Origin of the sequence: Ruegeria hyattellae (assembly GCF_041537925.1) — a bacterium.
Lineage (GTDB): Bacteria > Pseudomonadota > Alphaproteobacteria > Rhodobacterales > Rhodobacteraceae > Ruegeria_C.
In genome coordinates, this window is record NZ_JBGOSH010000005.1 from 391,574 (window position 1) to 409,991 (window position 18,418).

17 protein-coding genes and 1 pseudogene are annotated in these 18,418 nt (G+C 56.5%); 7 read left to right on the plus strand and 11 right to left on the minus strand.

Annotation, left to right across the window (positions count from 1 at the left end):
• Positions 1 to 21: 21 nt before the first annotated feature.
• From AB1E33_RS15230 to AB1E33_RS15255, 6 genes are all read right to left on the minus strand, one after another.
• Entirely contained in the window at positions 22 to 1,077 is a 1,056-nt protein-coding gene (locus tag AB1E33_RS15230; RefSeq protein WP_372578181.1) for an ABC transporter substrate-binding protein, read from the minus strand.
• A gap of 68 nt (positions 1,078 to 1,145) precedes the next feature.
• Positions 1,146 to 1,991, minus strand: coding sequence for an ABC transporter permease (locus AB1E33_RS15235; RefSeq protein WP_372578117.1), 846 nt, complete (start codon positions 1,989 to 1,991; stop codon positions 1,146 to 1,148).
• Positions 1,992 to 2,004: 13 nt separating this feature from the next.
• A complete protein-coding gene (locus AB1E33_RS15240) occupies positions 2,005 to 3,444 on the minus strand; it encodes a glutamine synthetase family protein (protein ID WP_372578118.1) in 1,440 nt (479 codons plus the stop codon).
• A gap of 154 nt (positions 3,445 to 3,598) precedes the next feature.
• The gene (locus tag AB1E33_RS15245) at positions 3,599 to 3,997 is read right to left on the minus strand and encodes a EutQ-related cupin domain-containing protein (protein WP_372578119.1); all 399 of its coding nucleotides are present in this window, start codon (positions 3,995 to 3,997) and stop codon (positions 3,599 to 3,601) included.
• 3 nt (positions 3,998 to 4,000) lie between these two features.
• A complete protein-coding gene (gene gloA, locus AB1E33_RS15250) occupies positions 4,001 to 4,438 on the minus strand; it encodes a lactoylglutathione lyase (RefSeq protein WP_372578120.1) in 438 nt (145 codons plus the stop codon).
• A complete protein-coding gene (locus tag AB1E33_RS15255) occupies positions 4,431 to 5,843 on the minus strand; it encodes an aromatic ring-hydroxylating oxygenase subunit alpha (protein ID WP_372578121.1) in 1,413 nt (470 codons plus the stop codon). Before AB1E33_RS15255 ends, gloA begins: the two co-directional genes overlap by 8 nt.
• A gap of 165 nt (positions 5,844 to 6,008) precedes the next feature.
• Here AB1E33_RS15255 and AB1E33_RS15260 point away from each other — a divergent pair, with 165 nt between their 5' ends.
• Positions 6,009 to 6,527, plus strand: a complete 519-nt coding sequence (locus AB1E33_RS15260) for an Lrp/AsnC family transcriptional regulator (protein WP_372578122.1) — start codon at positions 6,009 to 6,011, stop codon at positions 6,525 to 6,527.
• Positions 6,528 to 6,575: 48 nt separating this feature from the next.
• Positions 6,576 to 6,914: pseudogene (locus AB1E33_RS15265) on the plus strand (transposase); the annotation flags it as partial.
• 259 nt (positions 6,915 to 7,173) lie between these two features.
• Here the strand turns inward: AB1E33_RS15265 and AB1E33_RS15270 are convergent.
• Both AB1E33_RS15270 and AB1E33_RS15275 read right to left on the minus strand, forming a co-directional pair.
• Entirely contained in the window at positions 7,174 to 7,515 is a 342-nt protein-coding gene (locus AB1E33_RS15270) for a cupredoxin domain-containing protein (protein ID WP_372578123.1), read from the minus strand.
• Positions 7,512 to 8,039, minus strand: a complete 528-nt coding sequence (locus AB1E33_RS15275; protein ID WP_372578124.1) for a DUF4142 domain-containing protein — start codon at positions 8,037 to 8,039, stop codon at positions 7,512 to 7,514. Before AB1E33_RS15275 ends, AB1E33_RS15270 begins: the two co-directional genes overlap by 4 nt.
• Positions 8,040 to 8,174: 135 nt before the next feature.
• Between AB1E33_RS15275 and AB1E33_RS15280 the strand changes: the two genes are divergently transcribed.
• Positions 8,175 to 9,116, plus strand: a complete 942-nt coding sequence (locus AB1E33_RS15280; RefSeq protein WP_372578125.1) for an AraC family transcriptional regulator — start codon at positions 8,175 to 8,177, stop codon at positions 9,114 to 9,116.
• Positions 9,117 to 9,264: 148 nt separating this feature from the next.
• Here the strand turns inward: AB1E33_RS15280 and AB1E33_RS15285 are convergent, their stop codons facing one another.
• The 3 genes from AB1E33_RS15285 to AB1E33_RS15295 form a co-directional block, all read right to left on the minus strand.
• The gene (locus AB1E33_RS15285) at positions 9,265 to 10,545 is read right to left on the minus strand and encodes an O-antigen ligase family protein (RefSeq protein WP_372578126.1); all 1,281 of its coding nucleotides are present in this window, start codon (positions 10,543 to 10,545) and stop codon (positions 9,265 to 9,267) included.
• Positions 10,545 to 11,987 (minus strand): GumC family protein, encoded by a 1,443-nt coding sequence (locus tag AB1E33_RS15290; protein ID WP_372578127.1) that lies wholly within the window; start codon positions 11,985 to 11,987, stop codon positions 10,545 to 10,547. The genes AB1E33_RS15285 and AB1E33_RS15290 overlap by 1 nt, the downstream gene beginning before the upstream one ends.
• A gap of 108 nt (positions 11,988 to 12,095) precedes the next feature.
• On the minus strand, positions 12,096 to 12,710 hold the full coding sequence (locus AB1E33_RS15295) for a response regulator transcription factor (protein ID WP_372578128.1): 615 nt from the start codon (positions 12,708 to 12,710) through the stop codon (positions 12,096 to 12,098).
• 292 nt (positions 12,711 to 13,002) lie between these two features.
• On the opposite strand from AB1E33_RS15295, the gene AB1E33_RS15300 reads away from it, so the two are divergent.
• The 4 genes from AB1E33_RS15300 (at position 13,003) to AB1E33_RS15315 (ending at position 18,417) form a co-directional block, all read left to right on the plus strand.
• Positions 13,003 to 14,343 carry a sugar transferase gene (locus tag AB1E33_RS15300; RefSeq protein WP_372578182.1) on the plus strand — a complete coding sequence of 447 codons (1,341 nt, stop codon included), beginning with the start codon at positions 13,003 to 13,005 and terminating at the stop codon, positions 14,341 to 14,343.
• Between the two features lie 32 nt (positions 14,344 to 14,375).
• The gene (locus AB1E33_RS15305) at positions 14,376 to 15,263 is read left to right on the plus strand and encodes a UTP--glucose-1-phosphate uridylyltransferase (protein ID WP_372578129.1); all 888 of its coding nucleotides are present in this window, start codon (positions 14,376 to 14,378) and stop codon (positions 15,261 to 15,263) included.
• A gap of 98 nt (positions 15,264 to 15,361) precedes the next feature.
• The gene (locus AB1E33_RS15310) at positions 15,362 to 15,877 is read left to right on the plus strand and encodes a putative pterin-binding protein (protein WP_372578130.1); all 516 of its coding nucleotides are present in this window, start codon (positions 15,362 to 15,364) and stop codon (positions 15,875 to 15,877) included.
• Between the two features lie 44 nt (positions 15,878 to 15,921).
• Entirely contained in the window at positions 15,922 to 18,417 is a 2,496-nt protein-coding gene (locus AB1E33_RS15315) for an ATP-binding protein (RefSeq protein ID WP_372578131.1), read from the plus strand.
• The last annotated feature ends 1 nt before the right edge of the window (position 18,418 follow it).

Below are 18,418 nucleotides of genomic sequence, written 5' to 3' on the forward strand. Positions count from 1 at the left end.
GCTGATCGGACCCGATTTTGGTCAGCCGCGATAACCGCCGTCGTAAAGCTCTTTGTGCAGGCTGCAATCGATGCCGGTTTCCGGCGCTGCGGCCTTTTCGATCAGGTTGAATTTGACCCACCAATCGCTGACCAAGTTCCAATGTTCGGTCATCTGGCCGTTCACCTGATCAAAGGGCGGGTTGCCGGGCGCCGAGCCGCAGAATTGCGCAGCTTCCATGAAGTCGTAGACATAAAGCCCACCGTCCAGCCCCGTGCCGTCTTTGCCAATCACCAATTCGACATCCGCGATGCTCATGTTCATACCGTCAGCGATGATCTGGTTGCCCTCGGCGGGGTTTTGTTTCCACCAGCCGATGGAGTCATACATCGCTTTCATGGTCAGCAGGGCGACGTCGCGGCGGTCGCTGATCAGCGCGTCACTCATGTAGTGGCCATCGGCAATGACGCCGCTTTTCAGCCAGAACGGCTCCTTGGATTGGGCCAGAACGCTGGCGCCTTCCAAGGCCTTGAGGGTGTTGGTGCCATAGGGCTCCCAGAATTCCGAGGCCGCCACCCCGCCACCGATCATCGCGGCAAAGGCATCATCGGCAATGATGTTTCGGTAGGTGACAGAGTCATAGGGTTGACCGTTCTGCTCCAGCCACATGGCGACATAGATCTGGGCAAGACCACCCTCCAAGACTGCAACTTCTTTGCCTGCCAAATCGGCGGCACTCTCAATCCCGGGACCGGCGACGATCTTGTCGGTGCCATAAGAGAGGTTGCCAAAAGCGACCAGCTTGACCGGCATTCCACGTTCGACCCCGACGGGGGTGAATTCGGCGGTGGAGGAAACAACGTCTAGCTGCCCGGCGGCAACCAGATTGAAGCTTTCATACGGGTCTTCAATGGTCTGGTAAGCGATGTCCAGATCTGGAGCGAGACCCTTTTCAATGGCGATATGCCAGAAACCGTAGCCAGGCCAGGTGAAGCCCGCGATCCTGACGCTTTCAGCGGCCGATACCAGCCCTGGAGTGCCTGCCAGCGCTATGGCTGTAACACAGCGGCTGACTGTCTTCAGCAATGTCATGGTCATTGTCACGATACCTCTCTTGCGATGTGGGTGAATGTGTCTGTCTGTTTCGATCGGTGTGTTCCGGCTCCTCAGGAATATTCGTCGAGATACTGGAAAGCCCGGCGGTGCAGGGCCCGAAGCAGGTAATCGAAGATCAGCCCCAGCACACCGATTACCAGGATGCCTGCCATGATCTGGTCCACATGCAGGAAGCGTTTGGCACGCATCATCATGGCGCCAATTCCAGCATCGGCCGCAGTGATTTCAGCAATCACCAGATAGGTCCAGCTGACTGCCAGCATCTGGCGCATGGCGATGACGATATTGGGCAGCGCTGCCGGAACCACCACGCTGCGCAATACTTGCCAGCGCGATCCGCCCAAGGTGACGGATGTGTTGATCAGATCTTTGGACACCGCCTTTGTATGGTCGGCGATAAGGGTGATCAGAAACCAGATCACCCCAATGAACAGCAATGCCAGTTTTTGCGTATTGCCCGCCCCGAACCACATGAGCAATAGGGGAATGAAGGACGGGGCGGGCAGGTAGCGCCAGGCAGAAACGAATGGGGAGAAAAACGCTTCAACTACCTTGAACGCACCCATCAGGATGCCGAGCGGCACCGCCACAGCACAGGCCAGCGCAAAACTGAGCATGACCCGAAAGACGCTGATCAGCACATCGCCCAGAAAACCGTTATCGACAAAGAGCGTGTAAAGCGCCGTGAGGACCTTGCCCGGCCCAGGCAGCAGGATCGCGGGCATCACGCCAGACCAAGCCGCCAGTTGCCAGATGCTGAAAAAGATGACCCAGACCGCCACGCCAAGCGTGATGCGCCAGGAAAGGGGGATGTCCGATTTGAATTCGAATATCCGCTGTTTCGGGCGCGCGGCCCTGCGCCGTGGATCTGCAAAGTTCCGAAGGGCCTGGGTCATCGTCCAATCTGCCTTAATAAAGCCGAAGGTATTCCTGCACCTCCCAATCGGTGACCGACTGGTGATACCGCTCCCATTCGTCGTTCTTGTATTCCAGGAACGAGTTGCGCATCACCGGGCCCAGGACGTGTTCGGCCATCTTGTCGTGACGCAACGCTTCGATCGCGTTCCATAAGGTGCGCGGCAGGCGACGAATGCCAAGCTCGGCCAGTTCGGCCTCGGATTTGGCGTAGAGATCGAAATCGGTCGCTTTGCCCGGGTCGATCTTGTTCTTGATGCCCATCACTGCGCAGCTGAGATGCATTGCCATCGCCAGGTAGACATTCATGGTCATGTCACAGGCGCGGTTTTCGATGCAGTGTCGGCTTTGCGGCAGGCGGAACTGGGCCGAGCGGTTGTTGTAGCCGTAAGTGATATTGGTCGGCGCCCAGGTGACAGTGCCGCCCTCAAAACCACCCACTCGCGGCACCAGGCCGTTATAGGAGTTCACCGTGGGACATGTGATCGCGGTGATCGCCTCGGCATGCTGCATCAGCCCGCCAACCGCCCAGCGGCTTTCGTCGCTCCACTCACCATCCGGGGTCTCGAAGATGTTCTCATCCGGGCGGGTTTCGTGCTGCATCGACATGTTGATATGCGCGCCCGAGCGCCAGTCGCCCACGGTGGGTTTGGGCATGAAGGTCACGAAACATCCGTGCTTCTTGGCAACTTCCTTGAGTGTTATGCGCAGAAAGGCCAGCCGATCAGACATTTCCAGCATGTTAGTATAGTGGAAATCCAACTCGAACTGCGAATATGCGCCTTCAGCCACCACGTCGTGCAGGTTCCAGCCCAGACCCTCGATGATGTCGATCATGTCCTTCAGGAACGGCATCGAGTCGACTGAATACTCCACGTCATAGCCAAATGCCTGACGGCGCGGGCGGACACCGTGAACCGGATCATCGTCAAAGGCTTTTACCGGCTGGCCAGCCTCATCATATCTCATGACGATGAACTCCGGTTCGACACCGGCATAGCCGGTATATCCCTCCTGGGCGGCCTCAAGCATGGCACGCTTCAGGGCCTGACGAGGGCAGAGATTGTAGGGCGCGTCTTCCCAGTATAGGTCCGAGAAGATCACCGCTATCGAGGTGTCCCAGGGGCATATATAGACGGCGTCCAGATCCGGCACCACAACCTGATCGCTATCTGCAGGACTGAGTTCTGGGACAAATGAAATCGAGTGCACGGCAAACTGCGGGCCCTTGCCTAGGCAGAGCGGTTCGAAATCGCTTATCGGGACAGGCTTGGTCTTGGGGATGCCGTGCAGGTCGATCCAGGCGGCCATCACGTATTTGACGCCGGCGTTCTCCAAACGCTCGCGCACTTCTGAAATGCGGGGGCGATTGCGCTCCACCGCGTCATGAAAGCTGTCGTAGTAAATCCTGGTTTCGGGATTGACTTTCAGCATGGTGTTTCTCCCTTTGAATAGCAATCAGAAGTCGCCCGCTGCCCGCGACCGGCCAGCGTTCAGTTGGTTATTTTGCAGGTGCCTGGCCAAAAGCGCGGGCGATCCATCATTCGCAGTGCTTAGGACAACGCCCGATGACCAGGGGTGGCATGGTTCAGCCGGGGACAAAGTCCTCGGCGTCGATCCCCGGGACCTCGGTGATCCCGGCCAGTTGTTTCCAGTTATGCGGATAGGCGGCGTAGAAGATCACACACTTCCCGTCCGCCTCGTAGGAGATGTGGTTGTCCTTGGGAACGAACAGAACGTCGCCCCGGTTGCACACATAGGAGACACCGTCGCAAATCAGTCGAAAGGTCCCCTCAAGGCAATAGATGATCTCATCGCAAGTCAGGTCCCACGGCACCTTGATATTGTTGAGCACATTGATACCGCCACACATGGACTTGCTGAATTGGCTGGTTACCATCGGCTTGATGTAGGTGTCGCTTTCTCCCATCGCGTTGTAGCGATCCTCGACCATGTCGAATTTAAAAAGTTGCGGTGTGTCACCCATGGGTCAGGACCCTTCCTTGGCCAGATGTTTCAGAATGGATTCGTTCAGTTCGACCTTGTAGCCGTCCGGGTCCTCGCAAAAGGCGATGACGCGCGTGCCGTTTTTCATCGGTCCCGGCGGGCGGGTGATGTTCACGCCCGCCGCTGCCAGCTGTTCGCACGCCGCATAGACATCGGGGGTCTCGATGCAGATGTGGCCCCAGCCGTCGCCCTTGTCATAAGGCGCGTTCCGGTCCCAGTTTGAGGTAAGCTCCAGCGTGGGAGAGTCCGCCTCGGGCCCATAGCCAATGAACGTATTGGTGAATTTGCCTTCGGGATAATCCGTGCGGCGCAGCACCTGCATGCCCAGAATCCCGCAGTAGAATTCCAGCGATTTCTCCATGTTGATGACCCGCATCATCGTATGAGCCAGGCGGAATCCCGTGGAGATGCGATCATCCATCGACCTTTTCCTTTCCATTCGAGTCGCTCGCCAGATCGCGTTCGATCAGATCCTGGAAGGCGCGGACGCTGTCTTCCCATGCGGGCGACAGCAGGCCGCCATCCCAAGCAACGGGTGATCTGCGGCCTTCAAACATGCGCTCGACCATTTCGTGATCTTCCTTGTGGACATCCCACCAAAGGTTTCTCAGTCCCTGAATTTCCTCGGCGCTCAAGTGCTGGCCTTCGGTAGTGTAAAGCGCGCGGTACTGCCGCATTCGACCGGGGCCGATTGGGACGTTCAGATAGACCCCCAGCTGGTCGGGAAAATAGCGGCCCAGTATGAAGTTGGGATAGAGCGTCAAGTAGCGGGAGCTGACGCCAAGACTGCCAGAGGTACCTATTTCCTCCTTAAGATCGACCGCGCTGCCGATGCAATTTCCGTCGATGATCGTGTAGTGGTCTTCAAGCGGCTGATCGGTGGTCGAGGCATGTACGAACTGAACATGATATGGCTCTATGAAATTTTCCATAATCAGCTTCCAGTTGGTGTTGATCTCACCGAAATCGAGCAGGCCAATTGGTTCGATCTTGGTAAAATCCATCCCTTCGAGGCGACTGATCAACGGGGCAGCGTAGTCTTCGAACGCGGCCGCTTCGCCATCAAGATTGACGAAGATCCAGTCGTGCCAGACATGGGTGCGTACCTGCCTCAGACGATGTTGCCTGAGATCGAAGCCTTCGAATTCCTGCTTGCCGGTACCCGCGAAATGGGGTGCCGCGCGCAGGCGGCCATCCAGATCGTAGGCCCAAGCGTGATAGGGGCAGCGGATCAGTTTGCCCACATTCTTGGGCTTGTCGACCAAGGTCATGCAGCGGTGCAGGCAGACGTTGTGGAACACCTGGATAGTGCCGTCCCGACCTCGCACCGTCAGCAACGGCAAGCCTGCGCAGGTGACTGGATTTGCATCGCCGGGCTCGGCGATCTGATGGGCAAATCCGATAAAAACCCAGTTTTTGGCCAGGATCGTCTGGCATTCCTGCTGCCAGATCTCCTCACTACGGTAGGCATCCGCCGTCAGGCCGTGCTGTGGACCGCCGCTGATCCGTGATCTCTCCTCGGCAATAGTCATTTGTCCTCCCTCCGACACTGCCAAATGCGGTCCACCTTTCTTCAGGTTTGCGCATGAAACCCGTCCCCGTCCGTGCCGACCTGTTTGCAGATTCTGTACGGGTTGGACGGTTCTGGGAATAATGATTGCGAAAATCGTAAGTCTTGGCAATAAAAATCTGCGATATTCGCTACAAGGAGGGATTTTCTGGCATGAATCAGGAAAAATCTGGTCCAAAAACGGCGTGAAGGTGCGAAAAACACATATTATTGACGCTTTTGTGGTGAAAATCGCAATCTCTTCAAGATTCTCCACCGGATTCAGTGGCGGTTAGGCGGCGCAACGCCGAGTCATTTTGGGGCTATATGAAAATCTGTCGGATTGCGCAGCGAATTTCGCGAAATCCTCAAGGCGAGATTTGCGAATTCCGGCAGACCCGCCTAATCTCGGCTGCGGATACAGTAATCGAGCAAAAGAAAAATGACAGGAAAGCAACAAACCTCCATGCGTGCAAAACGTGCCAGCCAAAGCATACGTTCTCCGGGAGATGACCTGAACCAGCAGATCATCCGATTGCTGCAACAGGATGGGCGGATGGCTTTCTCGGAGATTGCGCAGAGGCTGGATGTTTCTGAAGGTACTATCCGCAACCGGGTAAGCGGGCTGCGCGAGAATAACATGCTGCGGATCGTGGCGATGTCCGATCCGGTGGCCACAGAATATTCCACCGATGCGATGATCGGCCTGAACGTGGCCGCTGGCATCACTCCACGCCAAGTGGCCGAGCGACTGGAAGTGGATCCGCGGGTTGTTTTTATCTTATGGGTTGCGGGCCGCTACGACTTGATTGTTGAACTGGTCAGCGATGATGACGACGCTTTGAAAGGGTTTCTGGAGCACGAAATCCATGCCAGCAACGACATCGCCAATGCAGACGTCATGTTTGGCTTGAAGAACTACAAGAACCAATTCTTGCTAAAACGCGATGTAAAGGGATGAGTGATCACGGGATGTTCTTTCCATCAAAGCCGCCCTGAACAGTTAATAAAGGGCGAGCTTAGCAGTCTGATTGGTCGAACGAAGGGCGGCATGAATACGAAACTGCGTACCGTCAGTGTCACCCGCGGCCACCCGATCCCGCTCCTCATAACCGCCGGTCAGATCAGTCATTACGCTGGAGCCAGAGCCCTAGCAAACGGCCTTCCATCGGCCGGTTGGTTGCTGGGCGATCGATGCTATGATGCAGACTGGTTCCGTGAGGCCCTAATGGAAAGGGGAATTACGCCTTGCATCCCTTGAAGGAAGTCGCGCGACAAGCCCGTCCAATACGACAAGCGTCGCTATAGGCGACGCAATCGGATCGAAATCATTTTCGGTCGCCTCAAGGTGCAAAATCTGGGCTTCGGAGCCAGAATAATCCATCGATGACCCAATCCACCAGGTGCGCGGACTGTGCAGCTAAATTGAAACGTCGGTACAGCCACACCGCGTCCGTGATGAACTCGAGCGGAAAGCGGTGGCGCTTGTAGCTGGCGGAAGGTGAATTCATCAATGCCACCTTTGTCTAAATCCATGCACGAGCACCCTAATGACGGTTAACATAACAACACCCTTAGATATGCTCAGATCGCGGCGGCCAGTCCGGTCAAATAATCTCAAAGGACCCTTTCATGTGCGGATGGAAAGCGCAAAAATAAGTGGTCTCCATGCCATCACTAACCTCAACTTCGGCACTGGCACCATTGGCAAGTTCTCCTGTGTCCCAGCCGAATTCTTCTGCCGTCGCGGTATGAGGCGCGAGATCTTCGTTGATCCATCTGACGCTGTCACCGGATTGGACTTGAAGATGCGCGGGCTCAAATGTGAAGCTCCTGATCTTGACCACATGTGTTTTCGGTTTCCGCGCACCATCGGCTCTACAAGCGAGAGCGGTCAGCGATGTGACCGCTCCAATCATGATCTTGCGCCGGGAAATCAACTCGGTCATCCGTTGAGCGCCGATACCATCATCTCGGCATGCCCCTCATGCACCCTGAAAATTTCCAGCCCCTGTTGGAACAGCGCGCGCACCTCGTCATTGTCGATATTCGGGATCAGTGTGTTTTCGACCAGTTCGTTGACCGTTTGGTGATACGCTAACTCGTTAGCGGCATAGGCTTCGTCAAACTCAGCCCCGCGCAGCTTCGACAGGTCATCAATGATCTTCTCCGCATTCTCATTGAGAGCCTGGCTGAAAAAGTTGTCCTGAGCCGTTGCGCCCAACTTGTCCAGCAAGCCCAACGCAGCTTCGTTGACCGCCGTATGGTCTCGGATCATGGTGTTTGCGAATTCATGGACATCTGGGTTGGACGAAAGTGCGAGCGCCAGATGGGCATAGCGGATGTCGATGTTGTCGGCTGTATAAGCGACATGCGCCATCTCAACATCGTTCAAATCTGCGACGTCCTGCGCGGATGCCTGAGTGGCAATCATCGCCGTGGCAACGGCGATGGCGGACATGAAAAGTTTCATAATCTAGCTCCAATCAGTTTTCTGTCAGTCAACGCTAGCCCCTGGTAAATAGATAAAACATGCCAGATCATTCTTAATTCTGTGCAGATCGTTCAGGTCTTTGTACAAAAGCTAAATTGTGTATACTCCGGTCACATGCTTGATCTTCTCAGCGACATCCTCAGCAAGCTGGCCGTTCGCGGCACGCTTTATTTTCGAACATCCCTGACATCTCCGTGGGGGATCGCGGTTCCGGCATTCGAGAATGTTGCGCGATTTCATTTTGCCCATCGCGGCGGTTGTCTGATCGAAGTTGACGGCAGCGACAAAGTGGTTGCGCTAGCGCAGGGCGATCTGATCATCATCCCGCACGGGGCGTCGCATAGGCTCTACTGTTCGCCTGAAACCAAACATGCGATCTTACCCTTAGACACAGTTGTCGAGCGGTCTGGATTCACCGGAACTGGCGTGCTGGTCTATGGCGGTGACGATGATGAACGGGACACCCAGCTGATCTGCGGGCATTTCTCGTTCGATCCATATGCGCAACATATGCTATTGGAACGACTGCCATCCTATATCCATCTGATGAACTATGGAGAGGCTGCGGGAAGATGGATGGAGGCCACCCTGCGCGTCATTGGCGACGAGGCCGGCGGAAGCAAGATGGGCGGGGATCTTATCGCATTGAAGATGTCAGAGGCCATACTTGCCCAAGCCATTCGCGCTTTCATGGAAAGCGACGAAGCCTCGAAATGGGGGCTGTGCGGATTTTCCGATCGGCATCTCCGCACAGCGCTCGATGCCTTCCACAAGGCGCCGGATGAAGTCTGGACCGTCGAGATGCTTGCACAGGCAGCCGGAATGTCCCGAACTGGTTTCGCGGTCCTTTTTCAGAAAAAGATGGGCCTGACGCCGATGCAATATGTGACACGCTGGCGCATGGAGGTTGCCAAGAAGCATCTCGCAAACCCGGCCTGTACGCTCACAGAGGTTGCAGAACAGGCGGGCTATGCATCGGATTCCGCGTTCGCCCGAGTGTTCAAGAAAGAGACCGGGATGACGCCGGCAGGTTTCAAAAAGCTCGCGATTGTTTGAAACGTCCCAAATCCCGAACGAACTGCAAATAAAGGCGAATTATCGCGCATAGTTTGTGCGCGGTCTGACCGGAATTTCTAGTTCATCGAAACCACTCAATGTTCATCAACCGAAATGAGATCACCAAGTCAATTCATGCCTATCTTGACTATCCCGTCGCAAGGGCGTTGCGGGGAACCCCATCCATTTCCCGCGCGTGAATACCGAGCATCATGAGGGCGGGCCACAAAAGATATGCTTCGATCTCGATGTTTTCGCCGAAAGAAAGGAGTGTAAACGTCATCATGATACCCATGGGCAGCGCACCGCGCTTTGAACGTGCGGCGTCTATCATTGTCAGAGCGGTTTGCCAGACAAATGGGATGAGCAGGCTCACCAAGCCGACCAGCCCTTTCACAAAAAGCAGACCGAACCATGTGTGGTGACTGCCGATAGGCATGTACTCGACGGCATGAGATCCAGGGTGCACGGTGCCATGGCCAAACCAGAAAGCATCGTTTTGCCAGCGTTCCGATGCGATGCGTTGCAGGGTTGCGCGGACCCGTGTGCTGTCGGCGCGGGCCCCCTTGAAGGCCGCGACGAAATCCGAGGCGGTGGCGAGTGCAGCGGTTCCGAACACGGCGAGGGATGCTACGAGGCCCGAGACGGCTTGCCACGCCCAACCGCGCAGAATGAGTGGCATCATGCGGGGGCCTATTGTGCAGGCCACGACGCCGACCAACCCCATGCGGGATTTGGAGGCCAAGATCATCAAGAGCCCTGCGGCAACACCGATGCTGCGCCATTTTACGCATCGATCTTCCAAAGCGAACAAGAGCATGATGACACCGAGCAACGCCGCAAATGGCGACCACGGGGCGTAGAACTGCCAGCGTGGTGTCCAGGTGGCTGGATCCCATGTGAAGAAATAGACCGAGAAGTATTCCGGCCCCGGACCTCCGACGGTTTTCAGCGGTGACGTGAAGATGCGTTCTGGCAGGCCGATATGGGGGGCGATCAACAGGATCGGTGCCAGAATAAGCGTCCACAGCCCGATGATACATTGCCCACGTACTAGGACTTCGCGGCGGATGGGCAGGACCGCACCTATCAAGGGGAACAAGGCCAAAAGCGCCCAGCCTTTGGCCCAGCCGATGGAGGATTTGATCGTCTTCTTCAGACCGAGTCCCCAATCAAGATGCCCGACCCACAATGCGACGAGCATCATCACCATGCCTGCGATCCAAATCCAAACGATCAATGGAATGGAACCAGTCGCGCGCATGTCGTCGCGTACCGCCGGCCCGAGGTAAAGCACGACGAGCGCCACCGCACCCAGCAGCCACGCAAGGACTGGGCCCACGACATAAAGCGCACCGAAGGCGTAGAACGGCCAGGTCAGCGTAAGAGTCCGCAACACAATCGTTTCTATCGGGTTCTGCGGTGTCATCAGGCCGACGTCTTCGAGGAAAGCAAGCGTCCGATGATGGCCTGACGTGTCCACCCGATCAGCAAACCAATGAGCATCATGAATGTCGCGGCACCACCGGCGGCGATGGCCAGCTTTTTGTTCGGGGATGAGGGCTTTTCAGGTAGCGACGGGTTCTCAAGCATCTGCACCAGTGGGTAGGAGGCATAGAAGTCGGACTTGCTGGACTGCGTACGGGCGATGGCCGAGGCAAACACGGCTTCCGCGACCGCGAAATCCCTTTCAAGGTCTTGCAACGTAGCGGCTGCAACGCGCTTGCGGTCGATATCGTCTTCTGCGTCCGCAAATTGACCTTCAAGGGAGGCAAGTTCCTGTGCCAAGCCGGCCCGTTCCGCGTCTTTCTCGACGAGTTGCGACAGAAGGTCCGCCCTGACCCCGTTGGGCGCGAGATCGAGCGCTGCAATGTCTTCGTCACTCAGTCCTGTGATACCAGTAGCCAATCGCTGTGCAGCGGTCAGGGCCTCGTCTCGGGTCCTGCGGGCCTCTTGCACTTTGGGGTGGCGCGAGCCGTAGAGGGCGCTGGTTTCGGCAAAGTCAGCCTCGAATTCGGCGACCGTGTCGAGCATCGTCAAATACGCCCCGTCCGCAAAAAGCTTGAGCGTGACGGCGGCTCTTTGTGCGGTGATGTTGAGCTGCATCTGCAATTGTTGCACTTCTGCAGTCTTGTCGCTGAGGACAGCCATTACGTCCTTAAGGCGCGCCTCAAGCGTCATGTGCCGGTCCACGAGGTCTTCGTATTGTTTCATGGACAGCAAACCTGTTTCGGCCTGCAATGCGGTGATCTCGGACCGTGTGGCCGCCACAGAGTCGCGGTAGTCTGCGATGGCCTGGAGCCCGCTGTCTTCGCGTGTGTCGACCTCATCTGTGCGCAGGGCGTCAAGTTCTGCATAGAAGGCGAACAAGATTGCGTCTGCGCGTGCTTGTGCATCAACCGGGCTGTTGCCGACCATTTCGATGTGGATGAGGCTGGTTTGATCCACGAGATTTACACGCGGGCGACCCAGTGCGGATCTTGGGATTTCAAGTGACGCTGCGGCTGCTGCGAGGATGCGGTCTGCACCCAGCAAGCGTTTGTAGGTTTCTGTGGGGCTAACCGCGTTGCTGGCAAAGGCGGAATTTGCGTACGATGAGGCTTGGCCAATGCCATTGAGGTTGAGCGAGGCTGAGGCCCCCGACCCAGGCAGGATCAGCGAGGCCACTGACTTGTACCGCTCTGGTGCAGTTTTCAGATAGCCGGTGATCGGGGCCCAGATCAGGGTCCCGCCGAGAAGTGCAAACGCCACATAACGCGGCAAGCGACCCAGGTCGCTGAGCGCGCCGCCCACCAGCATACGACGCAAACGGCTGCGCTTAGGCGCTGCGGGCTGCGTTGGTGCGTATGTCCATGAAGCTTGATCGGTCATCGGCATTCTCCTTTGCCGATACTTCTAAACTAGCACTGAAGACCGTTCACGCGCGCGGACGGACACGCCGAGTTTCATGGGGATGCGTGGACTATCCGAATGGATACATCAGAACAGACCAGCCTCTCGCGCAATCAAGGCAGCCTGGGTCCGGTTGGCGGCTCCGACTTTGCGGTACAAGGTCTTCATGTGAAGCTTCACCGTCGGCTCCTGAATATCGAGGTGCCGCGCGATTTCCTTGTTTGACATCCCTTGCGTCAGGCCTTCCAGCACTTGCAGTTCACGCTCAGTGAGTTTCTCAGCAAGTGGGTTTGAGACCGTCTCTTCTTCAGCCGTCATGAAGTCGAGCGGCGCATATTGTTCGCCCATAGCCATGAACTTCACAGCGTTCACAAAAGACTTTGCAGGCAACGATTTTGGCACGAAGCCAGCTGCACCGGCTTCCAATGCCTCCTCAGCAATCTTCTTGGTTGCTTCGCCTGAGATCAACGCCACGCGCTGGCCGTCTTTCATCGTGATCGCCTGCTTCAAACCGTCGAGGCCATTCATGCCCGGCATATTGTAGTCGAGAAGAACCAGATCGAAGGGGTCCTCGTTTTCTATACAAACACGTGCGTCATCGAACGACGCAACCGCGGTCGTTTCCATGCTTCCTTCGTTATCCAGGAACAGAACAAGAGTGTCCCGGAGAAGATCATGATCGTCAGCAATCAGAACGCGCATGGTGTTGTCCTCGAGTTGAGCCGTCACATTAGCCATCAACTATGGCGGTGGAAAGGCAAGATGCACGGGGAAAATGGGGTGGCGCATTGCACCAAAAGGATAGGTCAGCATGCGCCTTGGGTGCCTCCAAACGCCCGACAGTATTAGTCAGCTAACCGGCTAACCAACTATACTGTCCGGTTGCTCAGTTGATACAACTGCCTGACTTCGTTGATTTAATGGTCAATCGAACACGAACTCAGGACACATGACCATGCAACACGCTGCCATTGATTTTCGCACTTCACACCCTGTGGTTAGGTTGAAGACCGCATTTCTCAAGACGCTTGATCTTAGCCTTGTCGATGCGACGCGCGAAGACGCAATCGACGCGCTTCTTGCCCCGGGTCGCCGTCGCGTCCACTTCATGAACGCACATTGCTGCAATGTCATGCAGCGGGACCATGCGTATGGACTGGCGGTGCGAACCGCAGATGTCCTGCTGCCCGATGGGGTTGGCGTGTCGCTGGTTGCCAAGATGGATGGTCAGCCCCTGACTGCGAACCTAAATGGGACGGATTTGATCCCGGCACTTTTGGTCAAAGCGGCCAAGTTAGGGAAATCGGTCTTCCTGTTTGGGGGCAAGCCAGGCACTGCAGATTTGGCCGCGATGAAGCTCGCCGCCCAAACGCCGGGCCTGCGCATTGCCGGAACGCGTGATGGGTACAGCGGTGCGCAGAATGATGAAGACGCGATTGCCGATATCAACGCCAGTGGTGCGGACATCGTACTTGTGGCGCTAGGTGTGCCTTTGCAAGAGTTATGGCTGCACCGCAATGCCGCGCACCTTGATGCATCGGTTACTTTTGGCGTCGGCGCGTTGTTCGATTTCCTTGCGGGGAACGTGCGCCGTGCACCTGCAATGGTCCGCAAAGCGCGCTGCGAATGGGTCTGGCGTTTGGCAATGGAACCCAAACGCATGGCAAACCGGTATCTTGTCGGAAACGCAACCTTCATGGCACGCGCCGCCAAGAAGGCCTTGCGCCATGTTACTCCAGCATCTGCGATACGGCGCGCTCTTGACATTGCGATTGCAACAAGCGCGATGATCCTTCTTGCACCCGTCTTTGCTGCAACATCCATCGCGATCCGCATGGAAAGCAAAGGGCCGGTATTCTTCCGTCAGACACGGATCGGCAAAGACGGTGTTCCGTTCGAAATGATTAAGTTCCGATCCATGGTCCAGGACGCCGAGGACTTGCGTGCCGACCTTGTTCAGACTTCTGACCGCGACGGCATTTGTTTCAAATCCAAAAGCGATCCACGTATCACCAAAATTGGTCGCTTCATCCGCCGTACGTCGATTGATGAGCTGCCACAGGTTTGGAACGTCCTGCGAGGAAAGATGTCCATCGTTGGGCCACGTCCCGCGCTGCCCTCCGAAGTCGCCGCCTATCCGACCCGCGCGTATGGGCGTCTGGCCGTCAAACCCGGCATCACAGGAATTTGGCAGGTCTCGGGTCGCGCCGATATCGGCTTTGACAAGATGGTCGATATGGACCTCGACTATACCCGCTCCCGCACAGTTCTGCTTGATCTGTTGATCATCGCCCTCACATTCCGCGCTGTCGTCTCGGGACGCGGCGCGCACTGAGCCCCTCGTTACCTCATTCAAGGACACCTGACATGACACATATCCGCAAAGCCGTATTTCCAGTCGCTGGCATGGGAACCCGTTTTCTTCCGGCGACAAAATCAGTGCCGAAAGAAATGCTGCCGATCGTGGATCGCCCTCTGATCCAATATGCCATCGATGAAGCGCGCGAAGCCGGGATCGAAGAGTTCATTTTGGTCTCAGCCGCAGGCAAGGGCGCGCTCGAGGATTATTTTGACACTGCGGCTGCTCTTGAATTGCGCTTGAAGGCTGCTGGGAAATCCTCCGCTCTTGATGCGCTGGTCCCGACGCGCATGCCCGAAGGGGCCCTGACGATCTTGCGTCAGGCCCAGCCCAAAGGTTTGGGGCACGCGGTGCGTCAGGCGCGGAGGCACATCGGGGATGAGCCGTTTGCGGTTCTTCTACCGGATGACCTGATCCAGGGGACACCCGGAGCTTTGTCGCAAATGGTCAATGCCCATGCCGAGGTTGGTGGCCACATGGTCGCGACGATGGACGTGCCTTTGAAAGCCACCAGTGCATACGGCGTTCTTGACGTGGTGTCGGAAAACGGACGGATCGCGAAGGCGCGCGGCATGGTGGAAAAACCACGCCCAGAGGTCGCCCCTTCGACGCAGGCCGTGATCGGACGCTATATCCTACAGCCTAATATCTTTGATCGCCTTGAGAATCTCGGACCGGGCGCAGGAGGTGAGATGCAGCTCACGGATGCGATAAACGCCGATGTCGATCAGATCGAGGTGAGCGGCTATCGCTTTGTCGGGGACCGCTATGATTGTGGGTCGATACAGGGCTTTGTTCAGGCGACCGCGGCCGTAGCATTGTCTCGTCCAGACCTTGCCGATGAACTCGGGGTCTTTCTGTCGCGCGACTTGTCGTATCCCACAATTGCTGCGTAACAGCAAACCTATCCTTTCGGATAGGTCGATATCCTGATGCCCAGATGCAGAGCGTCAAGCCATGTGGAATAAGACCCGCAATAGACTTGGAGCCGATAATGCTGACACACATTGCCAAAACCACCCTTAGCCTTGCGCTTGCACTTGTTCTCACCGTACCCGTGAGCGCCAAGGACATTCCTGCTCCCACCGGCGTGCCGATCCTCACAATCTCCGGCGAGATCGAAACGACAAATGACGGCGATGCCTTGGTGCTTGATGCCGATACATTTGCGGCACTGGGCACGGTCAGCATTGAGACAAGCACGATCTGGACCGAGGGCGTGAATACGTTCGAGGGGGTCTCGCTCAAGACTCTCGTAGATTTGGTTGGCGCGGAGAGCGGGAAATTGCTTGCGTCTGCCATCAACGACTACACAGTCGAAATTCCCGTCTCAGATGCCGTCGAAAATGGGCCCATCATAGCCTATCGTTCTAACGGAGAAGGGATGTCAGTGCGCGACAAAGGTCCACTCTGGATCATCTACCCCTATGACCAAAGTGCCGACTATCGGACCGAAGTCATTTATTCTCGCAGCATCTGGCAACTCGACAGAATTGAGTTCGTGCGATAGCACCCAAAAAACGAATGACTTCTCACGATCTTAAGGAGGTCGCGGTGCCAGCCACCCCTCACGTGCGAGCCAAGTCACGTCTGGTCCTTTTGGTCCTGGCCGGACTTGTGGTTGTGGTCGCCATTGCGTTCCTGACGCTGAATGTTCAGCGGGAAATCCGCCAGTTGGGGTCCGCGCAGTCCGATAATGTGCAATGGTCACTTGCGCAGGCGGAAGTGGAATTCCTTGAATACGCGCGTCAGTTGGACCGAGAACCACCAGACGTATCCGAATTGACGCGCCGATTTGATGTGTTTTACAGCCGTATCAAGACCATAGAAAACGCCACCGTTTTTGAACAAATGCGTGCGCCTGCCGACACGCAGGCTAAGCTTGAGGATATTGCCGGGTTCCTTTCCGAAAGCGCCCTCGTGATTGATCAGGGGGGGGAGGCGGTTCAGGCGCAATTGGATGTACTTCGCGCGCTTGCAGAAGATGTGCGCCCTACAGTGCGATTGCTTGCGAAGTCTGGCGTTGACGTCTTCGCCATCGCCTCTGACGCGCAGCGTACTGAGGTGGCATCGACACTCACGCAACTTGCCGTCGCTTTGGCCGCCTTGATCGGTGCATTGTTTCTGGGTGTGGTTTACCTCAACCAGTTGAACGCCCGCATTGCCGGTCGCGAACGCGCGCAGGCACAGACTGCCACGCGGATGAACACAGTCATTTCAACGTCACTGGACGCAGTGATCGTCAGCGATGAGGACGGTGGAATTCTGGAGTTCAATCCGGCGGCTGAGGCGATTTTCGGACATCTGGCCGAGGATGTTTTGGGCAAGGATATTGGAAGCGTGATCGTGCCAGACCACTTGCGGGCGGCGCACGACGCCGGGATGGAGCGTATGCGCCGCGTCGGTGAACGGCGGGTCGTGGGCAAAGGGCGCGTACAGCTAGAGGGCAAACGCGCCAACGGCGAGACCTTCCCGGTGGAACTCGCAATTCAGTCGGCGAAGACCGACGACGGAGACATCTTTATTGCTTTCTTGCGTGACGTTTCAAAACGGGTTGAGAACGAGCAGGCTTTGGTTGAAGCCCGCGACCGAGCTCTGGCCGGAGAAAAGCTGAAGACTGATTTCCTCGCCACGATGAGCCATGAAATACGCACGCCCTTGAATGGCCTTTTGGGAAATTTGAGTCTTCTGCGCGATACACGTCTGTCGAAAGAGCAGGATCGCTATTTGGGATATATGGAGTCATCGGGCCGTTTGCTGATGAGCCACATCTCGGACGTGCTCGACATCACCCGTTACGATGCGGGCAAGCTCGATACACGCCGCGAACCGGTGAATTTGTCTGCGTTGCTGGAAGACATTATCGATAACCAAAGCAGTACCGCGGTTGAGAACGAAACCTCACTGGATTGGGGGTGGGACGGACCGCCCAGGCATTGGATCGTGTCTGATCATGACAGGTTGCAGCATGTGATGATGAACCTGATCGGCAACGCCGTAAAATTCACGCGGCGCGGGAAGGTCAGCGTCACTGCGCATGTCGAAGATGTGGATGGGCAGGAGATGTTAAGCCTTACTGTTGCCGACACAGGCACGGGAATTCCGGATGAGCTTGTGCATCAAATTTTTGACGACTTCGTTGTAGGCAACACGACGCGCAATCGCGAGGTTGGCGGCACCGGGCTTGGCCTCGGAATTGCGAAACGCTTCGTGCAGGCGCTGGGCGGCGACATCTCGGTAGATAGCACATTTGGGCAAGGCAGTAAGTTTGTCGTGACCTTGCCAGTCGAAGAAGCCGAAGCGCCGGGCGAGACGATTGAAACTGGCCCTGATCATGCTGCGATGAAAAACCTGCGTGTGCTGTTGGTTGAAGACAACGAAGTGAACCGCATCGTGGCCCGAACAATGATCGAAACGGACGGCCACACAGTCGTCGAAGCTCATGATGGCAAAGAAGGGTCTGAACTGGCCGCCCACCAGAAGTTTGATCTGGTTTTCATGGATATCAACATGCCCGTTATGGATGGGCGCGAGGCCACGCGCCATATCCGATCCGGTGGCGGCGCTTCTTCCGGAACGCCCATCGTGGCCCTCACAGCCAATGCGATGGCAAGCGATCAAACCGAGCTTCTCAATGATGGAATGACCGCCGTTCTCACGAAACCATTGTCGCGAGATGCGCTGCGGGCCGTTCTGGTAGAGCACGGGGCGGCGGGCCAGAACTCGCAGGGCGTCGTCAGCATCGAACATAACGCAGAGACACGAAACGCCTTGGGCGAACAGTCCTTCGCAAAGCTGATCGCGCGTTTCACGCAAGAAGTGGACGACCTTGTCGATTGGCTCGACTCAGACGTATCGCGCGACTACTTGGAGGTCGCTGCCCGCAGTCACAAGGTTGCGGGAAGCGCAGCGGTGTTTGGTGCAGTGACGCTGCGAGAGCATCTGAAATCCATCGAGAACGCGGCGAAGAGGGGTGATGGCAATGGGTTACGGTCCGAGCTTGAGGCGCTGCCGGGCATCTGGGCCGACACCAAACAACAGCTTCGCTGAT

Coding starts and splice junctions, on each gene's coding strand:
- AB1E33_RS15230 (WP_372578181.1), bottom strand. CDS start 1,077: ATGACCATGACATTGCTGAAGACAGTCAGCCGCTGTGTTACAGCCATA.
- AB1E33_RS15305 (WP_372578129.1), top strand. CDS start 14,376: ATGACACATATCCGCAAAGCCGTATTTCCAGTCGCTGGCATGGGAACC.
- AB1E33_RS15310 (WP_372578130.1), top strand. CDS start 15,362: ATGCTGACACACATTGCCAAAACCACCCTTAGCCTTGCGCTTGCACTT.
- AB1E33_RS15290 (WP_372578127.1), bottom strand. CDS start 11,987: ATGACCGATCAAGCTTCATGGACATACGCACCAACGCAGCCCGCAGCG.
- AB1E33_RS15295 (WP_372578128.1), bottom strand. CDS start 12,710: ATGCGCGTTCTGATTGCTGACGATCATGATCTTCTCCGGGACACTCTT.
- AB1E33_RS15285 (WP_372578126.1), bottom strand. CDS start 10,545: ATGACACCGCAGAACCCGATAGAAACGATTGTGTTGCGGACTCTTACG.
- AB1E33_RS15270 (WP_372578123.1), bottom strand. CDS start 7,515: ATGACCGAGTTGATTTCCCGGCGCAAGATCATGATTGGAGCGGTCACA.
- AB1E33_RS15260 (WP_372578122.1), top strand. CDS start 6,009: ATGACAGGAAAGCAACAAACCTCCATGCGTGCAAAACGTGCCAGCCAA.
- gloA (WP_372578120.1), bottom strand. CDS start 4,438: ATGGATGATCGCATCTCCACGGGATTCCGCCTGGCTCATACGATGATG.
- AB1E33_RS15280 (WP_372578125.1), top strand. CDS start 8,175: ATGCTTGATCTTCTCAGCGACATCCTCAGCAAGCTGGCCGTTCGCGGC.
- AB1E33_RS15245 (WP_372578119.1), bottom strand. CDS start 3,997: ATGGGTGACACACCGCAACTTTTTAAATTCGACATGGTCGAGGATCGC.
- AB1E33_RS15235 (WP_372578117.1), bottom strand. CDS start 1,991: ATGACCCAGGCCCTTCGGAACTTTGCAGATCCACGGCGCAGGGCCGCG.
- AB1E33_RS15275 (WP_372578124.1), bottom strand. CDS start 8,039: ATGAAACTTTTCATGTCCGCCATCGCCGTTGCCACGGCGATGATTGCC.
- AB1E33_RS15240 (WP_372578118.1), bottom strand. CDS start 3,444: ATGCTGAAAGTCAATCCCGAAACCAGGATTTACTACGACAGCTTTCAT.